Source organism: Roseovarius sp. CH_XMU1461 (assembly GCF_037027165.1).
Taxonomy (GTDB): Bacteria; Pseudomonadota; Alphaproteobacteria; order Rhodobacterales; family Rhodobacteraceae; genus Roseovarius; species Roseovarius nubinhibens.
Map to the genome: position 1 here is coordinate 245,483 of NZ_JAYMDV010000002.1, position 19,721 is coordinate 265,203.

The following is a 19,721-nucleotide window of genomic DNA, read 5'->3' on the forward strand; positions in this document are numbered from 1 at the left end:
GCGTCACGCGCTGGGCCGGGTCGAGGCGGAGCGTGTCGTCTGTGTCTTTGGTGCTGTGAGTGGTGGAATCTGTCTTTGCCTTGTTAAATGATTGTTTTGCGCCGGTTTTTCCGGGGCTCGTTGAATTGGGCAGCTCTGCCTCAGGCGGCGCGGCTGCGTTTCGGGCGGCAATATCGTCCAAACTCATGTGTAATCCGTTCTGTTCAAGCAAGCATTGTCTGCATCACATCGGGCGATGTGGTGTCAGGGGCCGGGGTCGGCGCAATCTCTTCGGTGTCGGGCAGGTCGGGCGTGGTGAGCATGCCCTCGGCGAGAAAGGCCACCGCCTCGCTGGTGAGCTGGCTCAGGTTGACGCCGAGCGGGTTGGCCCCGGTGTCGATGAGCTCGGCCTGATAGATCAGCGCGTCGCTATAGACCTCGCCGCCGACATGGACGGTGGAATCCGTGCCATAGAGATCGATGGCCGCCAGGTTGATCGCCGCGTTCGAGCCGCTGACCAGCGAGACCGAAGCCTCGGCCCCGGTGGCGGCCTCGAAATTGTCGAGCGCCAGATGCACCTGATCGGAATCGCCCATCACATTGGTCTGACGGATCGAGTTGATCATCGTGTGATCGCCGTCGATATAGAGCACCCGCAGCAGATCGATCCCCTCGAAGGCGCTGTCGCGGGCGACGTCGCCGCCCACCGTGATGGCGCCATCGCCAAGCTGATCGGCGGCATTGGCGAAATTGTCCTGCATCTCGGCATAGCTGTCGAGCCCGGTGGCGGTGATCGACGCGCCGTTGAACACGAGATTGTCGCCAAAGCTCGGGCTGAACGCCATCGAGCCGGACCAGGTGACATTGTCGATGTCGATCATCACGTTGAGCTGGAAGATCTGGTTCACCGAGATCATGTTGCCGCCGATGATGATCAGGTCATAGCCAAAGCCGAGCTCGAAGAGCTGGGTGATATTGGCGACGGTGTTGTCGCCGAGACCGATATAGGTGTTGGAACTGCTGAAGGTGATGTCGGCGCGGTCATGGTCCGTCATGAAGCTGTATTGCTCGACAAAGTTGACGGTCAGCAAATCGCCTTCGATTCGGGTCACGGCCCAGTTGGAGGGCAGGGAGAGCGGGCCGCCGGCGGTGGCGTCGGGGCCGGTTTCGCCCGCCTCGCCCTCGGCGCTTGCGTCGCTGCCCTCTTCGCCCTCGGTGCCTTCGGCCTCGACGATGATCTCTTCGGGCGGCGGGGCCGAGCTGACCCGCGCCATCACGGCGCTGTTGACGCTGGTCGAAGCGCTGGCCTCGATGGTGCCATTGACCGAGCCATAGCTCACCATGACATTGACCTGCGAAATGAGATCAAGGGTGATCACATCGCCCATCACCGAGATGACCGGCGCGTCGAGCCAGCCCAGGGTGATGCCGGCCTCGTTGATCATCATATTGCCACCCGCGAGGGCGAGATGGCCGGGATCCACGGCGAATTGCGCGCTCGCCGGATTGTCGCCGAGCCCGGCAAAGGGATCGGGATCGACCGGGGCGTTGGAGAGCACAAAGCTGCTGTCGCCCTCTTCGGGGCCGGTGCTTGTGCCGTCGTCCTCTGAGGTCTCTTCTGCGTCAGGGTCCAGCGTGACATCTGGGTTCTTTGCTCGGAAATAGGCGGGCATGACGTCGTCGAGCTTGGTCACGGTGTCCACGGCTTGGCCGTTCTCGAACGTGCCTTGCGTCGCCTCGCCACGCTGGATCTCTATGCTGGCCCCGGTGATCGGGGCCGCTTCGGTGAGCGCTACAGCCTGGGTGGTGGCGAGCGCGTCATCGCGAACGGATGCGGAAAAATCCGGCATCTCGAGCCGCGGGGCGGCTTCGAGCGCCTGACCCACGGTGTGATATTGCTTGAGCGTTTCGGTATAGGCGGCGGTGTCCTCGAACACATGATCGCTGCGGCCCAGTTCGAAATCGTCATTGTCCTCGAGCCAGGCGTATTGATAGGTCGCGGTGGCGACGCTTCCCGGCGGTTCGAGAATGAGAAGGGGCCGTGCGGCCGCCATCTCGATCGTCAGATGGGCCGGCAGAAAGATCGCATCGGGCGCCAGAAAGATCTGCATCGGCAGCGGGATCTGCGGCATGAAATAGCCGAAGGGCTGAAAGAAAAACCCCGGACCCTCGGCGGGCGGGGCGATATCGCGGTAGTTGGTATAGGGTGAAAAGCCATCGGGGCTGTAGGGCGCTTTGACGATGACTGTGATGTTCAGCAAGCTTCCGAGATCTGCCTCGGCCAGCCTCAGCGCGGCAAAGTCCTCATAGATGTCACGCATGCGCTCTTCTTCGAGCGTGATGTGGAAAATGCCCACCATATGGGCGATGATCTCTGTGGTCTTGTCCAACATGTCCGAGCCTTTCCATCCAAGTATTCTGGCCGGCTGCTCTTGCCTTTTGGCCTTAAGGGCCGTGCGGCCCTCGGGGCCGCTTCACCGAATTTACGAATCTAAAAATCTTGGGTCTTAAAAAGGCTTCGGGCCCGGACGATGCCGGGCCCGAAACAAGGTCACTTAGCTGTCGGCGTCGTCGCCGATGTAGCTGGAGCTGAAGCTGCCGCCGACCACGGTCATGTCGACCGTGTTGCCGAGGACGTTCGCGCCCATCACAACGCTCTGGTTGAACGCGGTGGTGTCGATTTGCGACGCGGCCGATGCAAAGCTCTCGCCGGTCACGAAACCATCGTCACCGTTGTTCGAGCCCCACATGCCGGCATTGCCGCCAGCACCACCATCCGCGAAGGCATCGCGTGCCGAGCCGCCAGTGCCGCCACCGGCCTGAACGCCGCCGACCGCTGCATAGCCGCCCGTGGCATTGCCGGTGTCACCGCCCCAGGCGTGACCGCCGTAGCCGTCACCGCCGTTGCCGGCGAAGGCGCCATTGATGCCGCCATTGCCTTGGGCGTTGTTGGCCGCTCCGGCCAGCGAACCGGCGTCGCCGCCGTTGCCGCCAGAGGCTTCGCCACCGCGACCGGTGCCTTCACCATTGCCGAGACCTGCAGCCAGAGCACCGGCGTCACCGCCATTGCCGCTCTCGCCCGAGCCACCGCCGAGGCCAATGCCACCTGCAGCCGCATCGGCATTGCCGGTCGAACCGTTCTCAGCGCCAGCCAGACCAACGCCAAGGATGCCGAGACCGGCTCCGATTGCGCCGGCATCGCCGTCGTTGCTGCTGTCCGCGTCGGAGCTTGCAGCACCGATGCCAAGGCCAAGACCGCCAGCGTCGCCGCTGTTGCCGCCTTCAGCATTCGCACCGGCCAGACCTGCGCCAATGCCGAGACCGGCCCCGATCGAGGCTGCGCCTGCGCCGTCGCCACCGTCAGCGTCCGAATCCGCGCCAGCTGCGCCGAGACCAAGGCCGATGCCAACCGCGGTTGCATCACCGCCATCGTCACCTTCGCCGCCTTCGGCCGTGGATTCACCGCCGTCACCGCTGGCTGCGCCGGTCGCGATGGCCGCGCCGCCAAAGCCAAAGCCACCGAGGGCCGAACCGCCGGTCGAATTGGCTTCGCCGCCATTGCCGCCGCCTGCGCCGGAGCTGATGCCGTCACCCGAAGAAGCGTCGCCGCCGCGGGAATCGTTGGTTTGATCCAGCGAACCGTCGTTCGACACGTTGTCGAGCGTGTCATTGTCCTGAAGGTTGTTGGACATTGCGTTGACGATGCCCGTGTCATTGCCTTCGCCGTCAAGGGCGTCGGCAAGGATGTCTTCGAGGTTCAGGTCATTGCCGGGGCTGTAGTCGATATTGCCGTCGGCCATGATGAAATCACCGGCCTCTGAATTGTCGAGGTCGATGTCGGCGAAATCGTCATCGGTCGGCTCATAGCCTTCGATCCCGACGGCCACTTCAACACCCACGGTGGTCATGCTCTCGTTGGTGTTGCTGTTGACGTTGCCATTGGCGTTGAGGTTGCCATTGGCGTTCAGGTTCCCGTTGGCGTTCAGGTTGCCATTGGCGTTGCCATTGTGGTTGCCATTGCCGTTATGGTTGCCGTTACCGTTGTGGTTGCCGTTACCATTCAGATTGCCATTGCCGTTCAGGTTGCCGTTGCCGTTCAGGTTGCCGTTGCCATTGCCGTTCCAGTTCTCACTTGATGAGTACTGGGCCTGACCCTGACCTTGGCCTTGTCCCTGTGCTTGCAGCTGGGCTTGCAGTTCAGCCTGGGCCTGGGCCTGGTGCTGATCTTGGTCCTGGTCCTGACTGTGATTGGGACCGATCGGGAAAATCATGTTGTTGCGGTTACTCATTTGTTCAATCTCCGAAATAAGAGACCTTCGCTGGATCGCCGCTCATTTCAAAAGCGATCATCAACGGAAGGTGATTCTGTTGGACGTATGATTTGGCGCGGTTCGGACGAGGTCTCGATCCTGAACGGCACCGGGTTGGCTGATGAAATCTCTGTGTTGCTGTCCCCCCTTCATTCAATCTGTTCCCCTTGCCGTCAGGCTGACGATCAGGCGGGAGGCGGAAAATATGCGATGCCCCCCGACGCTCTGATCACCGACATTCCCCGTAAAATAAGGGTCATGTTCCCCAAGTGACCTGCGGTAGGCACAGCATCTCACCGCTGCCCGAGTCGAAAACAGCCGGTAAAACGGTCTAACGGGGCGATGCGCCGTCGGGCCGGGTATCTGGCTGAAAAGGCAGGGGAAACGGCGGGGCGGATCGCTGTGGGCGCGTTCGAACGGTTAACCTTACGTTAACTTTTGATCAGGGAGAGCAGGGGGAGGTCTAAATCCACTGGTCTGGGGGTCTAGACCCCGGGTGGCCGTGATGGGTAGCGCCTGAACGCGGGCGGCGGGGGGCGGCAGGCGGGGTGAGGGCGCGTAACGTCAGGGTTGAGTTGACAAAATCGCCATCGCCCAAGGCGCGAGGGGGCCGGTCCAACCTTTGCCCAATTTGACCCGCCCTACGCCCAATGCCCAATAAACAAGCGGACAATTAGGCTAAAATGTGTTAATATTAATTAATGGCTTCACCGTATTTCGGGTGATTTTTCAGCCATGGCCCGCCGTATTTTTGGGCTCAAAGGTAAGAGTGACCATTGTTTGGACGGGGTCTTTCAAACCGGCCTCGAGAGAGTTTTTCAACACGAGAGCGCGCGGCCTGTCCGGCCGATCCTATTTGCGCTCAAGGCTAGGGGATGAGAGCCTATGATTGATGAAGCAAACCTGGATAAGACCAAAGTGATCTGCCTGTTTGTCGGTACCGCGCATGATTTTTCCGACCATGTGCTCCGGCTGGCGAGCGAAGAGTTTCCCTGCTGCGAGTTCCAGCGCATTTCCCATATCAACGACCTCGGGTTTTTCGACAAGAACGGGCGCCATAACCTGCGCGCGATCATTGTCCATCAAAGCCAGTCGAAAGAGCTGCTCGCGCAGTTGGGGAAGATTTGTGAGGGGTTCAACGGCGCGATGGTGGCGCTCGGCTATCGCGATGTGCCCGCCGCGCGTCAGGTGGCGGATGCGGCCGAGGCCGATGGGCTTGGCGCGCAGCTCGGCTATCTGCCGATGAACCTCGAGATCGACCGCTGGGTGTCGGTGCTGCGTTTGCTGCTCTGTGGCGAGAGCTATATGCCGCGCGAGCTGATCGAACAGGCGGCACCCGCGCCGGAACCTGCCAAGCCCGCGATGCCCGACCGGCTTTTCGATCGGCTGACCGATCGCGAATTCGAAGTGCTGAGCTGTGCCGCGCAGGGCAATCAGAACAAGATCATCGCCGACAAGCTCGGCCTGTCGGTGCATACGGTCAAGCTGCATATGCACCATGTGATCGCCAAGCTCGGGGTGCATAACCGGACCGAGGCGACGATCTGTTTTCTGGAACAGCAGCAATCCGCGCGCGTGCAGTGATGACGGCGGGGGGCCGGATCGATTTCGATACGGTGCTCCTGCTCGTCGGGCGGCTCAACTATGCCTGGACCAATACCGAAAGCCTGCTGATCCATCTGATCGCCGGGCTTTCGGGCACCGATAAGGAAATCGCCACCGTCACCTTTCTGACGCTCAACACGACACGGGCGCGGATCGACCTGGTGGAACGGCTGTCCAAGCTCGACCGGGTCGATGCCGCCGAGCGCAAGGCCATTCTCGGCCTCACCGGCCGCATTCAACGCCATTCGGCGCTGCGCAACCGCTACAATCACTGCATCTATGCCTTTGATCCCGACGGGCAGCATCCGCGCACCATCCAGATGCGCATTGCCGACCGCAAAGACCGGCTGCTGATGGGGCAGGACACGCCGCTCGACGAGGCGGCGCTGGACGAGATCCGCGCGGCGCTCGATGCGCTGGCCGAGATCAACCGCGACATCTGGCAGTTCATCTCGGCGCATAAATATCCGGCCTGATTTTTCGGGCCTGAATTTTTTGGGCCTGAGTTTGGGCCTGGTCCGCGTTGCTCCGCTTTATTCGATGCGGGCGCGATGTTCGCGCAGCCGCAGCACCATATTGGCGCCGAGCGTGGCAAAGGGTTCGGGCGGCAGGCGTTTCGGCGCGGGCTCTGCGGTGAAATGGGCGCTGATGTCGCTGTGATGGCCAAGCGCTGCCTCGGCGGCGGCGATGCCGGTGAGCGTGCCGCGCGCGGTGCCAAGCCCGTTTTGCACGCAGGCCGAAAACAGCCCGTCGTCGAGCCGCCCGGTGACCGAGACGCCATTGAGGCTCAGGCAGAGGTGACCGGCCCAGATATATTCCTGTTTGACGCCGCTCAGCTGTGGAAAACGGTCGGCGAATTTGCGGGCCATGACGCGGGTGGCGCGGGCGAGCCCTGCGCGGCTCGGCTCCATGCCGGGGCGAAATTCGGTGCAAGACCGGGTGATGATCCGGTTGCCGCCCTGGGCCGAATCGATGCGGCGCATGGTGGTGCCCATCGGGTCCGACGGCGTGATTCCCCATCGCGGCCGTCCGCCGAGCGCGGTGAGCGCCTCGGGCGAGAGGTCTTCGGTCATTGAGGCAAAGAGCATCACATGCAAAAGGCGTTTCTTGGCAAAGCCAAAGCTTTCCAGATGACCATTGGTGCACAGGATCACGCAGCCCGAGGTGAGGCGATGCCCCTTGGTCGTCACCGTCCAGTCAGAGCCATTCCGGCGCATATCCGTGACGGGGCTTTCCTCATAGATCGCCACGCCGCCCGCGGCGAGACCGGCGGCGAGCCCCCGGATATAGCCCGCCGGCTGCAAGATCGCGGTGCCCGGCGTGTAGAGCCCGGACTGGTAATAGGATGAGCCGGTGAGCTCTTGCATCGCCTGCGCGTCGAGCATTTCACAGGGCTCGCCCAGCGCCTCGAGATGACGGGCGTAGCTCAGGTTCTGGGCATGGGCGCCGTCGCCCGCCGCGCCGTTGACCTTGCCCACCGGATCGAAATAGGCGGGCGCGATGCCATAGTCGGCGACGGCCTGCGCGGCAAAGGCGATGGCGGCGCGGTTGAACCCGGTCATGATCCGGTCGTTGTCCGCCGCATGGCCCGCGTAATCGTCGGATTGCAGGTCATGGGGCAGGTCGATCATAAAGCCCGAGTTGCGCCCGGCGGCCCCTTCGCCGACGCGGCCCGCGTCGAGCACGGCGATGCGCAGCCCCGGGTCGATCTGATGCAGCCGCCGCGCCGCCGAGAGCCCGGCAAAGCCCGCGCCCACGATGGTCACATCGGCGGTGCGATCCTCGGTCAGGGCCACGGGCGGCGGCGCCTCGGGCAGAATGGCGTTCCAGGCCGCCCGCCCGGTGTGACGGGGCAGGCGGCGGGCATGAAGCTTGGTCATGGGTCTGGCCTCGATGGCTCAGCCGATCTGATCGTCGCTGTCATCCGACAGGTCGATCCAGATGGTCTTGAGCTGGGTGTATTGGTCATGGGCGTGGATGCCATTGTCGCGGCCGCCAAAGCCCGAGTGCTTGTACCCGCCAAAGGGCGTGGTGATGTCGCCCTCGCCAAAGCTGTTGACGGTGACGGTCCCGGCCTTGATGGCGCGGGCGGCGCGGATCGCGCGTTTGCCATTGGCCGAAAACACCGAGGCCGCCAGCCCATAGGGCGTGTCATTGGCGATGCTGATCGCCTCTTCGGTGCTGGTGACGGTGATCACCGACAGGACCGGGCCAAAGATTTCCTCGCGGGCAAGCCGCGCGTCATTGCCGGAAATCTCGACCACGGTGGGATCGACAAAGGCGCCGCCGGAATGGGTGCCGCCGATCACCACGCGGCCCTTTTGAACCTCGTCGAGATAGGAGCAGACCTTGTCGAAATGCGCCCGCGACACGAGCGCGCCGACGCGCACCTGCGGGTCGAGCGGATCGCCGGTGATCCATTCGCGGGCATGGGCCTCGACCCGGGCGAGAAGATCGTCCTTCACTGCCGCATGCACGATGAGCCGCGACGAGGCCGAGCAGTTTTCGCCCATGTTCCAAAAGGCGCCGTTGACCACATGGGCCGCGACACTGTCGAGGTTTTCGGCGTCGTCGAGCACCACGCAGGGGTTCTTGCCGCCCATTTCGAGAACGACTTCCTTGAGGTTGCTGTCGGCGGAGTAATGCAGAAAGCGACGCCCGGTTTCGGTCGAGCCGGTGAAAGAGACCATATCGACATCCGGGTGCCGCCCGAGCGGCTCGCCGACGCCCGGCCCGTCGCCGGTCACTATGTTGAGCACACCGGCGGGCACACCCGCCTCATGCGCCAGTTCCGCCAGGCGCAGCGCGGTGAGCGGGGTTTCCTCGGCGGGTTTCACCACCACCGAACAGCCTGCCGCCAGCGCCGGGCCGATCTTCCACGCCAGCATCAAGAGCGGGAAGTTCCACGGCAGCACGAGACCCACGACCCCCACCGGTTCGCGCAGAACCATGGCGATATGGTCGTCCGAGGCGGGGCTCACCTGATCATAGATCTTGTCGATGAGCTCGGCATGCCATTTGAGGCAATGGATGGTCTCGGGAATGTCGACGGTTTCGCAATCATAGATGGTCTTGCCGCTGTCGAGGCTTTCCATCACCGCCAGCTCATGGGCGTTGCGGGTGAGCAGCTTGCACAGGCGGATGAGCACATCCTTGCGCGCCGAGGGGTGGAGCCGCGACCAGCGGCCATCCTCAAAGGCATCGCGGGCTTTTTCGACGGCGAAATCCACATCCTTGGCGTCGCAGGAAGCCACATCGGCGAGCTTGGCGCCGGTGGCGGGGTTCACGGTCTCAAAGGTCGCGCCGGAGTGCGCGGGGCGAAAGCTGCCGTCGATAAAAGCGTTGACGGGCAGGGTCAGCCCCTTGGCAATGGCGCCGTATTCTTCGCGGGTCAGAAGATCACTCATGGCTCAATTCTCCGCCTTGATGTCAGAAATGGTGCGTTTGAGGGTGCGGATGACCTGTTCGAGCTGACGCTTGTCATCCTTGTTGAGCGGGCGCAGGGGCGGGCGCACGGTGCCGGTGGGGTGGCCCATGAAGGTGGTGCCATGCTTGACGCATTGGATGAACTTGCCACCCTGTTCGAGCACCCGCATCAGCGGCATCATCGCCGACATGATGCGGCGGCCCTTGGCGAAATCGCCCTGCACGACGCAGGTCTCGTAGAGGAACACATGTTCCTCGGGCAGGAAGTTCGAGCCGGCGCAGATCCAGCTGCGCGCGCCCCAGGCAAAGAATTCCAGCGCCTGATCATCCATGCCGCAGCTGAGCTGAATATGGGGATAGTCGCGGGCCAGAAGATGCACGCGGTTGATGTCGCCGGAGCTTTCCTTGATGCCGATCACATTGCGCGAGCGGCCGACCCGGTCGAGAAATTCTTCGCCCATGTTGACGCCCATCCGACCGGGATAATTGTAGAGGATCATCGGCAGATCGGCGGCGCGGTCCACCGCCAGCGTGTTGAGCGCATTCTCATGTTCGGTGGGGACCGAATAGGGCGGGGTGCCGTGCAGGATGCCATCGGCGCCCATCTCGCGGGCGCCCGCGGCCATGGCGAGACTGTCCTCGGTGCGCATCATGCCGGTGCCGACAAAGAGCGGCAGCCGCCCCTTGAGCCGGTCTTGGGTGAAGCGCGCGATCTCGAGCCGTTCCTCGACGGTCTGGGTATAGTTCTCGCCGGTCGAGCCGCCGGAAATAAGCCCGTGCACGCCGCTTGCCACCAGATGATCGACCACATCGGCCAGCGCGTCGTAATCGACGCTGAAATCATCATGCAACGGGGTCACGACCGGGGTGTAGATCCCTTCGAGTGTCATCCTTGGGGCCATCTGGCAATCTCCGTGGCTGGGGCCTGTCGGCGCCGGGGCTGCATAAGGCAGCCCTATAGGCGCGACGGCCAGAATTCTCTGTCCCTTGGGGTAAGCCAGAATCAATGCGCGAAAAAGCGAGAATATTCTTGGGTTGGGCATAAGGGTTTTCTTATGGGGTGGGGCGCGCGCGCCGTGCGGCGGGGCTTTGCCGTCCTGTTGGAGCATATGCGCCCCACGCGGCCTTGGCACCAACTTGGCGCTGCCTTGGCTCTGGCATGGCGGGCGCGGCTCACATAAGCTGGCGGCATGAGCACAGCCCCCCGATTCATCCACCTCCGCCTGCACACCGAATATTCGCTTCTCGAAGGCGCCATGCGCCTCAAGAAGCTGCCCGGTCTTTGCGCCAATATGGACATGCCCGCCGTCGCCGTGACCGACAGCAACAACATGTTCGCGGCGCTCGAATTTTCCGTCTCGGCGCAGGGCGCAGGCGTGCAGCCGATCATGGGCTGTCAGGTCGATTTCCACTATGACGAAGCGGCGGGCGACGAGGCGATCGCGCCGCTTGTCCTGCTGGCGCAGAACGAGGCGGGTTACGAGAACCTGATGAAGCTCAACTCGTGCCTCTATCTGCGCGGCGACGGGTCGCTGCCGCATGTGATCATCGAAGAGCTCGAACGCCATGCCGAGGGGCTGATCTGTCTCAGCGGCGGGCCGGATGGGCCGGTGGGGCGGCTCTTGCAGGCGGGGCGCGCGCCTGTGGCCGAGGCGCTGGTCGCGCGGCTGGCCAAGGCCTATCCCACCCGGCTCTATATCGAGCTGCAGCGCCACCCCGGCGAAAACGGCCAGCCCGAGGCCGAACGGCTCACCGAACGCGGTCATGTCGAGATGGCTTATGCGATGGGCCTGCCTCTGGTGGCCACCAATGACGTCTATTTCCCCAATAAAGAGATGTTCGAGGCCCATGATGCCATGCTCTGCGTGGCCGAAGGCGCCTATGTCGATCAAAGCGGCCCGCGGCGGCGGCTGACGCCGGAACATTACCTCAAGACGCCGCAGGAGATGGCGACGCTCTTTGCCGATCTGCCCGAGGCGCTCGAAAATACCGTCGAGATCGCCCGGCGCTGTGCCTTTGGCTGCTATCGCCGCGATCCGATCCTGCCGAAATTCGCCGATGACGAGGTGGCCGAGCTGCGCCGCATGGCCAACGCGGGCCTTCAGGCGCGGCTCGCGGTGATCCCGCATGCGGCCTCGGTCGAGGATTATCAAAAGCGGCTCGATTTCGAGCTCGGCATCATCGAGGGCATGGGCTTTCCGGGCTATTTCCTGATCGTGGCCGATTTCATCCAATGGGCCAAGGATCACGATATTCCGGTGGGGCCCGGGCGGGGCTCGGGCGCGGGCAGTCTGGTGGCCTATGCGCTGACCATCACCGACCTTGATCCGCTGCGCTACAGCTTGCTGTTCGAGCGGTTCCTCAACCCCGAGCGGGTGTCGATGCCCGACTTCGACATCGACTTCTGCATGGACCGCCGCGAAGAGGTGATCCGCTATGTACAGGACAAATATGGCCGCGACCGGGTCGGGCAGATCATCACCTTTGGGGCGCTTCTGTCCAAGGCCGCGGTGCGCGACATTGGCCGCGTCTTGCAGATGCCCTATGGGCAGGTGGACCGGCTGTCGAAGATGATCCCCGTCGAGGGGGTCAAGCCGGTGAGCATCGAACAGGCGCTGGCGCAGGAAGAACGGCTGCGCGAAGAGGCGCGGCGCGAAGAGGTGGTCGAGCGGCTGCTGAATTACGGGATGAAGGTCGAAGGGCTGCTGCGCAACGCCTCGACCCATGCCGCGGGCGTGGTGATCGGCGACCGGCCGCTCGACGCGCTGGTGCCGCTCTATCAAGATCCGCGCTCGGACATGCCGGCGACGCAGTTCAACATGAAATGGGTGGAGCAGGCGGGGCTGGTCAAGTTCGACTTTCTCGGGCTCAAGACCCTCACCGTGATCCAGAACGCCATTGATCAGATCAAGGGCGGCGGGCGGCATCTGCATCAGGCGGCGGATGGCGCGACCCTCTATGAGCCGCCCGAGGGCGCGGTCGACGATATCGGGCAGATCCCGCTCGACGATGCCAAGACCTATGAGCTCTATGCCCGCGCCAAGACGGTGGCGGTGTTCCAGGTGGAAAGCTCGGGCATGATGGACGCGCTCAAGCGGATGAAGCCCACCTGTATCGAGGATATCGTGGCGCTCGTGGCGCTCTATCGGCCCGGTCCGATGGAGAACATCCCGACCTATTGCGAGGTCAAGAACGGGGTCAAGGAGCGCGAGAGCGTGCATCCCCTCATCGACCATATCCTCGAAGAGACCCAAGGCATCATCGTCTATCAGGAACAGGTGATGCAGATCGCCCAGGTCATGGCGGGCTATAGCCTCGGCGGTGCTGACCTTCTGCGCCGCGCCATGGGCAAGAAGATCAAGGAGGCGATGGACGCCGAACGGCCCAAGTTCGAAAAGGGCGCGGCCGAGAATGGCGTCGACAAGAAGAAAGCCAGCGAAGTCTTTGACTTGCTGGAGAAATTCGCCAACTACGGGTTCAACAAATCGCACGCCGCCGCCTATGCGGTGGTGAGCTATCAGACCGCCTGGCTCAAGGCCAACCACCCGGTGGAATTCATGGCCGGGGTGATGAATTGCGATATTCATCTCACCGACAAACTGGCGGTCTATTTCGAAGAGGTGAAGAAGGGGCTGGGGCTCGACTGGCTGCCGCCTTGCGTCAACCGCTCCGAGGCGCGGTTCATCGTGCGCGACGGCGTGCTGCATTACGGGCTGGGGGCGCTCAAGAACGTCGGCGTCGAGGCGATGCGGCTCATCACCCAGGCGCGCGGTGACAAGCCCTTTGCCACGCTCTATGATTTCGCTCGCCGGGTGGATCTCAAGAAGATCGGCAAGCGGCCGCTGGAAATGCTGGCGCGGGCCGGGGCGTTTGACGAGCTTGACCGCAACCGCCGCCGGGTGTTTGACAGTCTCGAAGGGCTGATGAACTACTCGGCCGCGATCCATGAGCAGCGCAATTCCAACCAGGTGTCGCTCTTTGGTGAGGCGGGCGACGATCTGCCCGAGCCGCGCATCATGCCGGTCGAGGATTGGCTGCCCGCCGAGCGGCTCACCGAAGAATTCCGCGCCGTGGGGTTTTACCTCTCGGGGCATCCGCTCGACGATTACATGGCCGCGCTCAAGCGCAAGGACGTCAAGACGCTCGACGAGGTCGAGATGCTGGCGCGGGGCGGGGCCTGTATCGCCAAGCTCGCCGGTGTGGTGGCCGGGCGGCAAGAGCGGAAATCGGCGCGCGGCAACCGCTTTGCCTTTGTGCAGCTGAGCGATACCACCGGCGGCTATGAGGTCACGATGTTCTCGGAAACGCTTGAGAAGTCACGCGATTATCTGGAGACCGGATCGCAGGTCGTGGTCACTGTCGAGGCCACCAGCGAATCCGATCAGCTCAAGCTCTTGGCGCGGTCGGTGTCGCCCATTGACACGGTGGTGGCGGATGCGGGGGCCATGGGGCTTCGGATTTTTGTCGAAAGCCCCGGCGCGGTCGAGACCGTGGCGCGGGTGCTGGCCCGGGCGCAGGAGGCGGCGCGCAATGCTGCCCGGGGTCCGGTGCGGTTCTGTCTGGTGGATCAGGGGTTGCCCGGCGAGGTGGAGATGGACGCAGGCCAGGAATTTGCCGTCAATCCGCAGATCAAGGGCGCGATCAAGAGCCTCGATGGGGTCTGGGACGTGGAAGATATCTAAGGGAAATAACCAAAGGCATCCCCCGGTGCAGGCCGGGGGATTTGGGTATTTCTGACCAGAAAGAGAGCGGGCCTCAGGCCTCGGCGGCTTCGAGTTTTTCCAACGCCCGCATCCAGAGCGCCTCGGCCCGTTCGAGCCCGTCGCAGACTTCGGAATATTTGCGCTGCCAGACGGCGGCCTCGTCGACGCGGTCCTCGTCATAAAGCGCCGGGTCGGCCAGTTTGGTGGCGAGCTTTTCCGACATTTCCTGCAGCTTTTCGACGCGGGATTCGCATTTGCGGACCTCGGCGCGCAGCGCCAGCAGCGCGTCGCGCGACGGGCGTTTGGGCTTGGCCGCGGCCTTGGCCTTGTCGGATTTGGGGCGGCTCGATTTCTCAGGCGAGACGAGCATCTGCCGATAGGTTTCGAGATCGTCCTCATAGGGTTTCACCCGGCCATCCTTGACCAGCCAGAGCCGGTCGGCGACGAGGCTCAGCAGGTGCATGTCGTGGCTCACGAGGATGACCGCGCCGGAATAGGCGGTGAGCGCCTCAACCAGCGCCTCGCGGCTCTCGATGTCGAGGTGGTTGGTCGGTTCGTCGAGGATCAGCAGATGCGGCGCGTCGATCGTGGCGAGCATCAGGCTCAGCCGGGCCTTTTGCCCGCCCGAGAGCCGCCCGACCTCGGTTTCGGCCTGTTCGGCACCGATGCCAAATCCGCCGAGCCGGGCGCGCAGCTTGGCGATGGGCTCAGCAGGGCGCAGGCGGCGCACATGGTCGATGGGCGTCTCGTCGAGATGCAGTTCCTCGACCTGATGCTGGGCGAAGAACCCCACGCGCAGCTTGGTGGCGCGGGTGACCCGGCCGCCCATCGGATCGAGCTTGCCGGCCAGGAGTTTCGACAGGGTCGATTTGCCCTCGCCATTGCGGCCCAGCAGCGCGATCCGGTCGTCCTGGTCGATGCGCAGGGTCATCTGGCCCAGCACGGGTTTCTCGCCATAGCCCACCGAGGCGCTTTCGAGATTGATGATCGGCGGCGACAGCTCTTCGGGTTCGGGAAAGCTGAAGGCGCGCAGCGCGGCCTCTTGCGGGGTGGTGATGACCTTCATCTTTTCGATCATCTTGAGCCGCGATTGCGCCTGTTTGGCCTTGGAGGCCTTGTAGCGGAACCGGTCGACAAAGCTCTGCAAATGGGCGCGGCGGGCGTCTTGCTTGCGCAGTTCGGCCTCGGCCACGGCGAGCCGCGCGGCGCGGGTCTCGGCAAAGCGGTCATAGCCGCCCTGATAGAGGGTGAGCTTGCGGTCCTCGAGATGCAGGATCGCGCCGACGGCGCGGTTGAGCAGCCCGCGGTCGTGGCTGATCACCAGCACCGTATGGGGGTATTTCGCCAGATAGCTTTCGAGCCAGAGCGCGCCTTCGAGGTCGAGATAGTTGGTGGGCTCGTCGAGGAGCAGCAGATCTGGGGCGGAGAAGAGCACCGCCGCCAGCGCCACGCGCATCCGCCAGCCGCCGGAGAAAGCGCTGCAGGGCATGAGCTGTTCCTCGGGCGTAAAGCCCAGGCCGCGCAGGATGGTGGCGGCGCGCGCCTCGGCGCCCCAGGCGTCGATATCCGACAGCCGGGTCTGCACATCGGCGATGCGTGCCGGGTCGCTCGCGGTTTCGGCCTCGGCCAGGAGCGCGGCGCGTTCGGTGTCGGCGGCGAGCACCGTGTCGATGAGCGACACCTCATTGCCCGGCACCTCTTGGGCGACGCCGCCGATGCGGGCGCGCGAGGGCAGGGTGATCTGGCCGCCTTCGAGCGCCAGTTCGCCCCGGATCAGGCGAAACAGCGTGGTCTTGCCGGTGCCATTGCGGCCGACGATGCCGACCTTGTGGCCCTCGGGGATGACGGCACTGGCCTCTTCGAGGAGGGGGCGGCCAGCGACCGCGTAGGAGATGTTCTCGATTTTCAACATGGGCAGGGGAATGGCGCAGCAGAGAGGCACTGTCAATCGCGGCTTTTCAAAGCTGGGGGCGCGTGGTATCGGGGCCGCGAAACACCGTTCCGGCGGGTCTGATCCCGCGCTTAACCCCTAATGTAAAGAGGCTCTCATGGCTGTTGAACGCACGCTCTCCATCATCAAACCCGATGCCACCAAACGCAACCTGACCGGCAAGATCAACGCCAAGTTCGAAGACGCCGGTCTGCGCATCGTCGCGCAGAAGCGCATTCAGCTGACCCCGGCGCAGGCTGGCAAGTTCTACGAAGTGCATGCCGAGCGTCCGTTCTACGGCGAGCTGTGCGACTTCATGGCCTCCGAGCCGGTCGTCGTGCAGGTTCTCGAAGGGGAAGGCGCGATTGCCAAGAACCGCGAAGTGATGGGCGCCACCAACCCCGCCGATGCAGCCCCCGGCACGATCCGCGCCGAGTTCGCCGAATCCGTTGGCGAAAACTCGGTCCACGGCTCGGACGCCCCGGAAACCGCAGCGCAGGAGATTGCGTTCTTCTTCTCGGGTCTCGAACTGGTCGGCTAAGCCTTACGGCCCACGCCAGACGACATCGAAGGCGGTCCCTCGGGGGCCGCCTTTTGCATATGCGCCCGCAGCAGGTGGACATTGCGGGTGTTGGCCTTGATGCCCACATCGAGCAGATCGCCCACCAGCGGGATCAGCCCCACCGCCCAGTCGATGCCGAGATTGCCCGCCATCCGCAGCAAGAGCCAGCCGGGCGCGCCGAGCCGCTGGGCGCGGGCCAGGATATAGAATGAGGGCGCCAGCGCCGCCGTGTCGCCGATGCCTGGCACCAGACCCAACAGCGCATCCCAGCCAAAGCGGATCTGCGTGAAGGGCAGGCGAAAGGCGCGGTCCATCTGCCGCGCCAACCGGTCGAGCCGGTCAAGTTCGCGGTCGATCTGTGGCGAGCTGGGCGCTGCCTGGGGTGTGGCGATGTCGGGCATGGCGATCAGGCGGGACATCAGGCGTGGCGGGGGCCACGGCTCGCGATGATCCAGACGGCATGCACGATGCCGGGGATATAGCCGAGAATCGTCAGCAGGATGTTAAGCCAGAAATGCTTGCCAAATCCTTCCTGCAAAAACACGCCGAGCGGCGGCAGGAGAATGGCGATCAATATGCGCAGAAGGTCCATGGTCTGTCCTCTCATCTTTGGGTGCGTCCCAAGAAGGCAACGCCGAGAGGGGCCATTTGTTCCGCCGGCAAGCGCGGCGGTCAGGGCTCAGACCAGATGTCAGAGGCTGGCGAAATCCGAGAAAATCTTGCGCGAGATGACCTGCGGTTTGCGGCGTTCGTCGCTGTCGTGCTGCGGGTCCTTGGCGGTCTGACCGCCGGCTTGGGCGCAGGGCTGCGGGCGCGTGTCGGGACGGGGGGATGGTGCCTGTACTTGGGTGGGTTTGGTTGCTTGGCCCATTGGGCTGCTCCTTGTAGGAGGCCACCCGAACTGCCCCGGGCGGCGCTTGGCTGATCATCTCAGGATAGGCGGGAAAAGGGGCGTGGGGGTGGTTAGACTATGGCGAGAATTGGGCAATGTTTCGAACTGCGCGCATATTCCTCATTTCAAAGTGGATTGCACGCGAAATCGGCAACACATGTTTCAGCCAAACGCAAACCGGCCCCGGAGGTCATCCGGGGCCGGAAATCTGAGCGGATCCGCGCCGATCAGGCGGCCAGCATCGTTTCCACCGCTTCGCCAAAGGCCGAGGGGGTCGGCACGATGGTGACGCCGCAATCCTTGAGAATCTCGACCTTTTCCTGCGCGCTTTCGCCAAAGGCCGAGACGATCGCCCCGGCATGGCCCATGCGGCGCCCCTTGGGGGCCGAGAGACCGGCGATATAGGCGGCCACCGGCTTGGTCATGTGATCGCGGATATATTCCGCGGCCTCGGCCTCTTGTGGGCCGCCGATCTCACCGACGAGCACCACGGCATCGGTCTCGGGATCATTCTCGAAGAGCTCGAGAATGTCGCGAAAGCTCGAGCCGTTGATCGGATCGCCGCCGATGCCGATGGAGGAGCTCACGCCAATGCCGCGCGCCTTCATCTGGCTCGCCGCCTCATAGCCGAGCGTGCCCGAGCGGCCGATGATGCCAACCCGGCCCGGCAGGTAGATATGCGGCGGCATCAGCCCGGCAAAGCCCTGACCGGGGGTGATGATCCCGGCGCAGTTCGGCCCGATGAGCCGCATCCGGTTCTCGGCCTTGTAGCGGCGCATGTAGCGTTTGACGCGGATCATGTCCTGGGTCGGGATGCCGTCGGCGATGCAGATGCAGGTGCGGATGCCCGCATCGGCCGCTTCCATGATGCTGTCGGCGGCAAAGGGGGGCGGCACGAAGGCGATGACCATATCGGCGCCGGTTTCGGCCACCGCGCCCTTGACGGTGTTGAACACGGGCAGGCCATTATGCACCATGCCGCCTTTGCCGGGGGTCACACCGCCCACGACATTGGTGCCATAGTCGCGCATCTCCTGCGCGTGAAAGCTGCCGATGCGTCCGGTGAGCCCGGTCACCAGCACCTTGGAGTTCTTGTCGATCAGAATAGCCATTATGCGGCCCTCCCATTCTTGGCTTCGGCCATGCGCCAGGCGCTGACCACCTTTTCGGCGGCCTCGGCCAGCGTTTCCGCCGTGGTGATGTTGAGATCGCTTTCGGCGAGGATCTTGCGGCCTTCCTCGACATTGGTGCCCGACAGGCGCACCACGAGGGGCAGCTTGAGGTCGAGCTCTTGCACCGCGCGCACCACGCCTTCGGCGATCCAGTCACAGCGGTTGATCCCGGCAAAGATATTGACCAGCACCGCCTCGACATTGGGATCGTTGAGCACCGCCTTGAAGGACATCAGCACCCGTTCCGGGCTGGCGCCGCCGCCCACGTCGAGAAAGTTGGCAGGCTCGCCGCCGGCCATCTTGATCATGTCGAGCGTCGCCATGGCGAGGCCCGCGCCGTTGACGATACAGCCGATCTCGCCCTCGAGCCCGATATAGTTGAGGCCACGGTCGCCGGCATAGGTTTCGCGGGCGTCCTCTTGGCTCTTGTCGCGCAGCTCCGAGATTTCGGGATGGCGGAAGAGGGCGTTGTCGTCAAAGCTCACCTTGCAGTCGAGCGCCACGATCTCGCCCGAGCCGGTGACCACCAGCGGGTTGATCTCGAGCATCGAGGCGTCGAGCTGATCCATCATCTTGTAGGCGCCGGTGATGGTTTTCGACGCCTGCGCGATGAGCGACGGGTCGAGCCCGAGCTGAAAGGCGATCTCGCGGGCCTGAAAGGCCTGCATCCCCACCGCCGGGTCGACGACCGAGCGGATGATGCTGTCGGGCTCATTGGCCGAGATATCTTCGATCTCCATGCCGCCCTGGGCCGAGGCCACGACCACGACACGCTCTTCGGTGCGGTCCATGACAAAGCCGAGGTAGATTTCCTGACGGATATCCGTGGCCTCTTCGACATAGAGCCGCCCGACGAGCTTGCCCTGCGGGCCGGTCTGATGGGTGACGAGCTTGCGGCCCAGCATCCAGCTCGCGGCGTCGGCGATCTCTTCGTCGCTGGAACAGACGCGCACACCGCCCGCCTTGCCGCGCGCGCCGGAATGTATCTGTGCCTTGACGACGCATTTGTCGCCCGACAGTTCCTGCGCGCGGTAGACCGCCTGTTCGGGGCTATAGGCAATGCCGCCGCGCGGCACGTTCACGCCGAACCGCTTGAGCAGCTCCTTGGCCTGATACTCATGAATGTCCATATCGGGTCCTCC

General features: G+C 63.7%; 15 protein-coding genes. 4 read left to right on the top strand and 11 right to left on the bottom strand.

Annotation, left to right across the window (positions count from 1 at the left end; translation table 11 throughout):
* Nucleotides 1-203: 203 nt before the first annotated feature.
* Nucleotides 204-2,372, bottom strand: coding sequence for a type I secretion protein ATPase (locus tag WA237_RS06580; RefSeq protein WP_336097096.1), 2,169 nt, complete (start codon nucleotides 2,370-2,372; stop codon nucleotides 204-206).
* A 162-nt stretch (nucleotides 2,373-2,534) separates the two neighbouring features.
* Nucleotides 2,535-4,268, bottom strand: coding sequence for a hypothetical protein (locus WA237_RS06585; protein ID WP_336097097.1), 1,734 nt, complete (start codon nucleotides 4,266-4,268; stop codon nucleotides 2,535-2,537).
* 906 nt (nucleotides 4,269-5,174) lie between these two features.
* Here WA237_RS06585 and WA237_RS06590 point away from each other — a divergent pair.
* Nucleotides 5,175-5,873 (top strand): response regulator transcription factor, encoded by a 699-nt coding sequence (locus WA237_RS06590; RefSeq protein ID WP_009815424.1) that lies wholly within the window; start codon nucleotides 5,175-5,177, stop codon nucleotides 5,871-5,873.
* The gene (locus WA237_RS06595) at nucleotides 5,873-6,370 is read left to right on the top strand and encodes a hypothetical protein (protein WP_009815423.1); all 498 of its coding nucleotides are present in this window, start codon (nucleotides 5,873-5,875) and stop codon (nucleotides 6,368-6,370) included. Before WA237_RS06590 ends, WA237_RS06595 begins: the two co-directional genes overlap by 1 nt.
* A 57-nt stretch (nucleotides 6,371-6,427) precedes the next feature.
* Here the strand turns inward: WA237_RS06595 and WA237_RS06600 are convergent, their stop codons facing one another.
* The 3 genes from WA237_RS06600 to WA237_RS06610 are packed head-to-tail and all read right to left on the bottom strand — an operon-like array spanning nucleotide 6,428 to nucleotide 10,210.
* A complete protein-coding gene (locus tag WA237_RS06600) occupies nucleotides 6,428-7,774 on the bottom strand; it encodes an NAD(P)/FAD-dependent oxidoreductase (protein ID WP_336097098.1) in 1,347 nt (448 codons plus the stop codon).
* An 18-nt stretch (nucleotides 7,775-7,792) separates the two neighbouring features.
* Complete coding sequence (locus WA237_RS06605; RefSeq protein ID WP_336097099.1) at nucleotides 7,793-9,301, bottom strand: aldehyde dehydrogenase; 1,509 nt, start codon at nucleotides 9,299-9,301, stop codon at nucleotides 7,793-7,795.
* Between the two features lie 3 nt (nucleotides 9,302-9,304).
* Nucleotides 9,305-10,210 (bottom strand): dihydrodipicolinate synthase family protein, encoded by a 906-nt coding sequence (locus WA237_RS06610; protein WP_336097100.1) that lies wholly within the window; start codon nucleotides 10,208-10,210, stop codon nucleotides 9,305-9,307.
* Between the two features lie 300 nt (nucleotides 10,211-10,510).
* On the opposite strand from WA237_RS06610, the gene dnaE reads away from it, so the two are divergent.
* Entirely contained in the window at nucleotides 10,511-14,002 is a 3,492-nt protein-coding gene (gene dnaE, locus WA237_RS06615; RefSeq protein ID WP_336097101.1) for a DNA polymerase III subunit alpha, read from the top strand.
* 73 nt (nucleotides 14,003-14,075) lie between these two features.
* Here dnaE and WA237_RS06620 read toward each other — a convergent pair whose 3' ends face one another.
* A complete protein-coding gene (locus WA237_RS06620; RefSeq protein WP_336097461.1) occupies nucleotides 14,076-15,935 on the bottom strand; it encodes an ABC-F family ATP-binding cassette domain-containing protein in 1,860 nt (619 codons plus the stop codon).
* 136 nt (nucleotides 15,936-16,071) lie between these two features.
* Here WA237_RS06620 and ndk point away from each other — a divergent pair, with 136 nt between their 5' ends.
* Nucleotides 16,072-16,494 carry a nucleoside-diphosphate kinase gene (ndk, locus tag WA237_RS06625; protein WP_009815417.1) on the top strand — a complete coding sequence of 141 codons (423 nt, stop codon included), beginning with the start codon at nucleotides 16,072-16,074 and terminating at the stop codon, nucleotides 16,492-16,494.
* Here ndk and WA237_RS06630 read toward each other — a convergent pair.
* From WA237_RS06630 to WA237_RS06650, 5 genes are all read right to left on the bottom strand, one after another.
* The gene (locus tag WA237_RS06630; RefSeq protein WP_336097102.1) at nucleotides 16,491-16,934 is read right to left on the bottom strand and encodes a DUF4112 domain-containing protein; all 444 of its coding nucleotides are present in this window, start codon (nucleotides 16,932-16,934) and stop codon (nucleotides 16,491-16,493) included. The two genes, ndk and WA237_RS06630, sit on opposite strands and share 4 nt — an antisense overlap.
* Nucleotides 16,934-17,107 (bottom strand): YqaE/Pmp3 family membrane protein, encoded by a 174-nt coding sequence (locus WA237_RS06635; protein ID WP_009815415.1) that lies wholly within the window; start codon nucleotides 17,105-17,107, stop codon nucleotides 16,934-16,936. The genes WA237_RS06630 and WA237_RS06635 overlap by 1 nt, the downstream gene beginning before the upstream one ends.
* Nucleotides 17,108-17,206: 99 nt before the next feature.
* Nucleotides 17,207-17,386, bottom strand: a complete 180-nt coding sequence (locus tag WA237_RS06640) for a hypothetical protein (protein WP_156783429.1) — start codon at nucleotides 17,384-17,386, stop codon at nucleotides 17,207-17,209.
* A 248-nt stretch (nucleotides 17,387-17,634) separates the two neighbouring features.
* Nucleotides 17,635-18,519 carry a succinate--CoA ligase subunit alpha gene (gene sucD, locus WA237_RS06645; RefSeq protein ID WP_009815414.1) on the bottom strand — a complete coding sequence of 295 codons (885 nt, stop codon included), beginning with the start codon at nucleotides 18,517-18,519 and terminating at the stop codon, nucleotides 17,635-17,637.
* Nucleotides 18,519-19,709, bottom strand: coding sequence for a malate--CoA ligase subunit beta (locus WA237_RS06650; protein ID WP_009815413.1), 1,191 nt, complete (start codon nucleotides 19,707-19,709; stop codon nucleotides 18,519-18,521). Before WA237_RS06650 ends, sucD begins: the two co-directional genes overlap by 1 nt.
* Nucleotides 19,710-19,721 lie beyond the last annotated feature (12 nt).

What these genes read in the sequence shown, in the direction of transcription:
- WA237_RS06620 (WP_336097461.1), bottom strand. Translation starts at nt 15,935, where the DNA reads ATGTTGAAAATCGAGAACATCTCCTACGCGGTCGCTGGCCGCCCCCTC.
- sucD (WP_009815414.1), bottom strand. Translation starts at nt 18,519, where the DNA reads ATGGCTATTCTGATCGACAAGAACTCCAAGGTGCTGGTGACCGGGCTC.
- WA237_RS06580 (WP_336097096.1), bottom strand. Translation starts at nt 2,372, where the DNA reads ATGTTGGACAAGACCACAGAGATCATCGCCCATATGGTGGGCATTTTC.
- WA237_RS06640 (WP_156783429.1), bottom strand. Translation starts at nt 17,386, where the DNA reads ATGGGCCAAGCAACCAAACCCACCCAAGTACAGGCACCATCCCCCCGT.
- WA237_RS06585 (WP_336097097.1), bottom strand. Translation starts at nt 4,268, where the DNA reads ATGAGTAACCGCAACAACATGATTTTCCCGATCGGTCCCAATCACAGT.
- WA237_RS06600 (WP_336097098.1), bottom strand. Translation starts at nt 7,774, where the DNA reads ATGACCAAGCTTCATGCCCGCCGCCTGCCCCGTCACACCGGGCGGGCG.
- WA237_RS06605 (WP_336097099.1), bottom strand. Translation starts at nt 9,301, where the DNA reads ATGAGTGATCTTCTGACCCGCGAAGAATACGGCGCCATTGCCAAGGGG.
- WA237_RS06590 (WP_009815424.1), top strand. Translation starts at nt 5,175, where the DNA reads ATGATTGATGAAGCAAACCTGGATAAGACCAAAGTGATCTGCCTGTTT.
- WA237_RS06650 (WP_009815413.1), bottom strand. Translation starts at nt 19,709, where the DNA reads ATGGACATTCATGAGTATCAGGCCAAGGAGCTGCTCAAGCGGTTCGGC.
- ndk (WP_009815417.1), top strand. Translation starts at nt 16,072, where the DNA reads ATGGCTGTTGAACGCACGCTCTCCATCATCAAACCCGATGCCACCAAA.
- WA237_RS06610 (WP_336097100.1), bottom strand. Translation starts at nt 10,210, where the DNA reads ATGACACTCGAAGGGATCTACACCCCGGTCGTGACCCCGTTGCATGAT.
- dnaE (WP_336097101.1), top strand. Translation starts at nt 10,511, where the DNA reads ATGAGCACAGCCCCCCGATTCATCCACCTCCGCCTGCACACCGAATAT.
- WA237_RS06635 (WP_009815415.1), bottom strand. Translation starts at nt 17,107, where the DNA reads ATGGACCTTCTGCGCATATTGATCGCCATTCTCCTGCCGCCGCTCGGC.
- WA237_RS06630 (WP_336097102.1), bottom strand. Translation starts at nt 16,934, where the DNA reads ATGTCCCGCCTGATCGCCATGCCCGACATCGCCACACCCCAGGCAGCG.
- WA237_RS06595 (WP_009815423.1), top strand. Translation starts at nt 5,873, where the DNA reads ATGACGGCGGGGGGCCGGATCGATTTCGATACGGTGCTCCTGCTCGTC.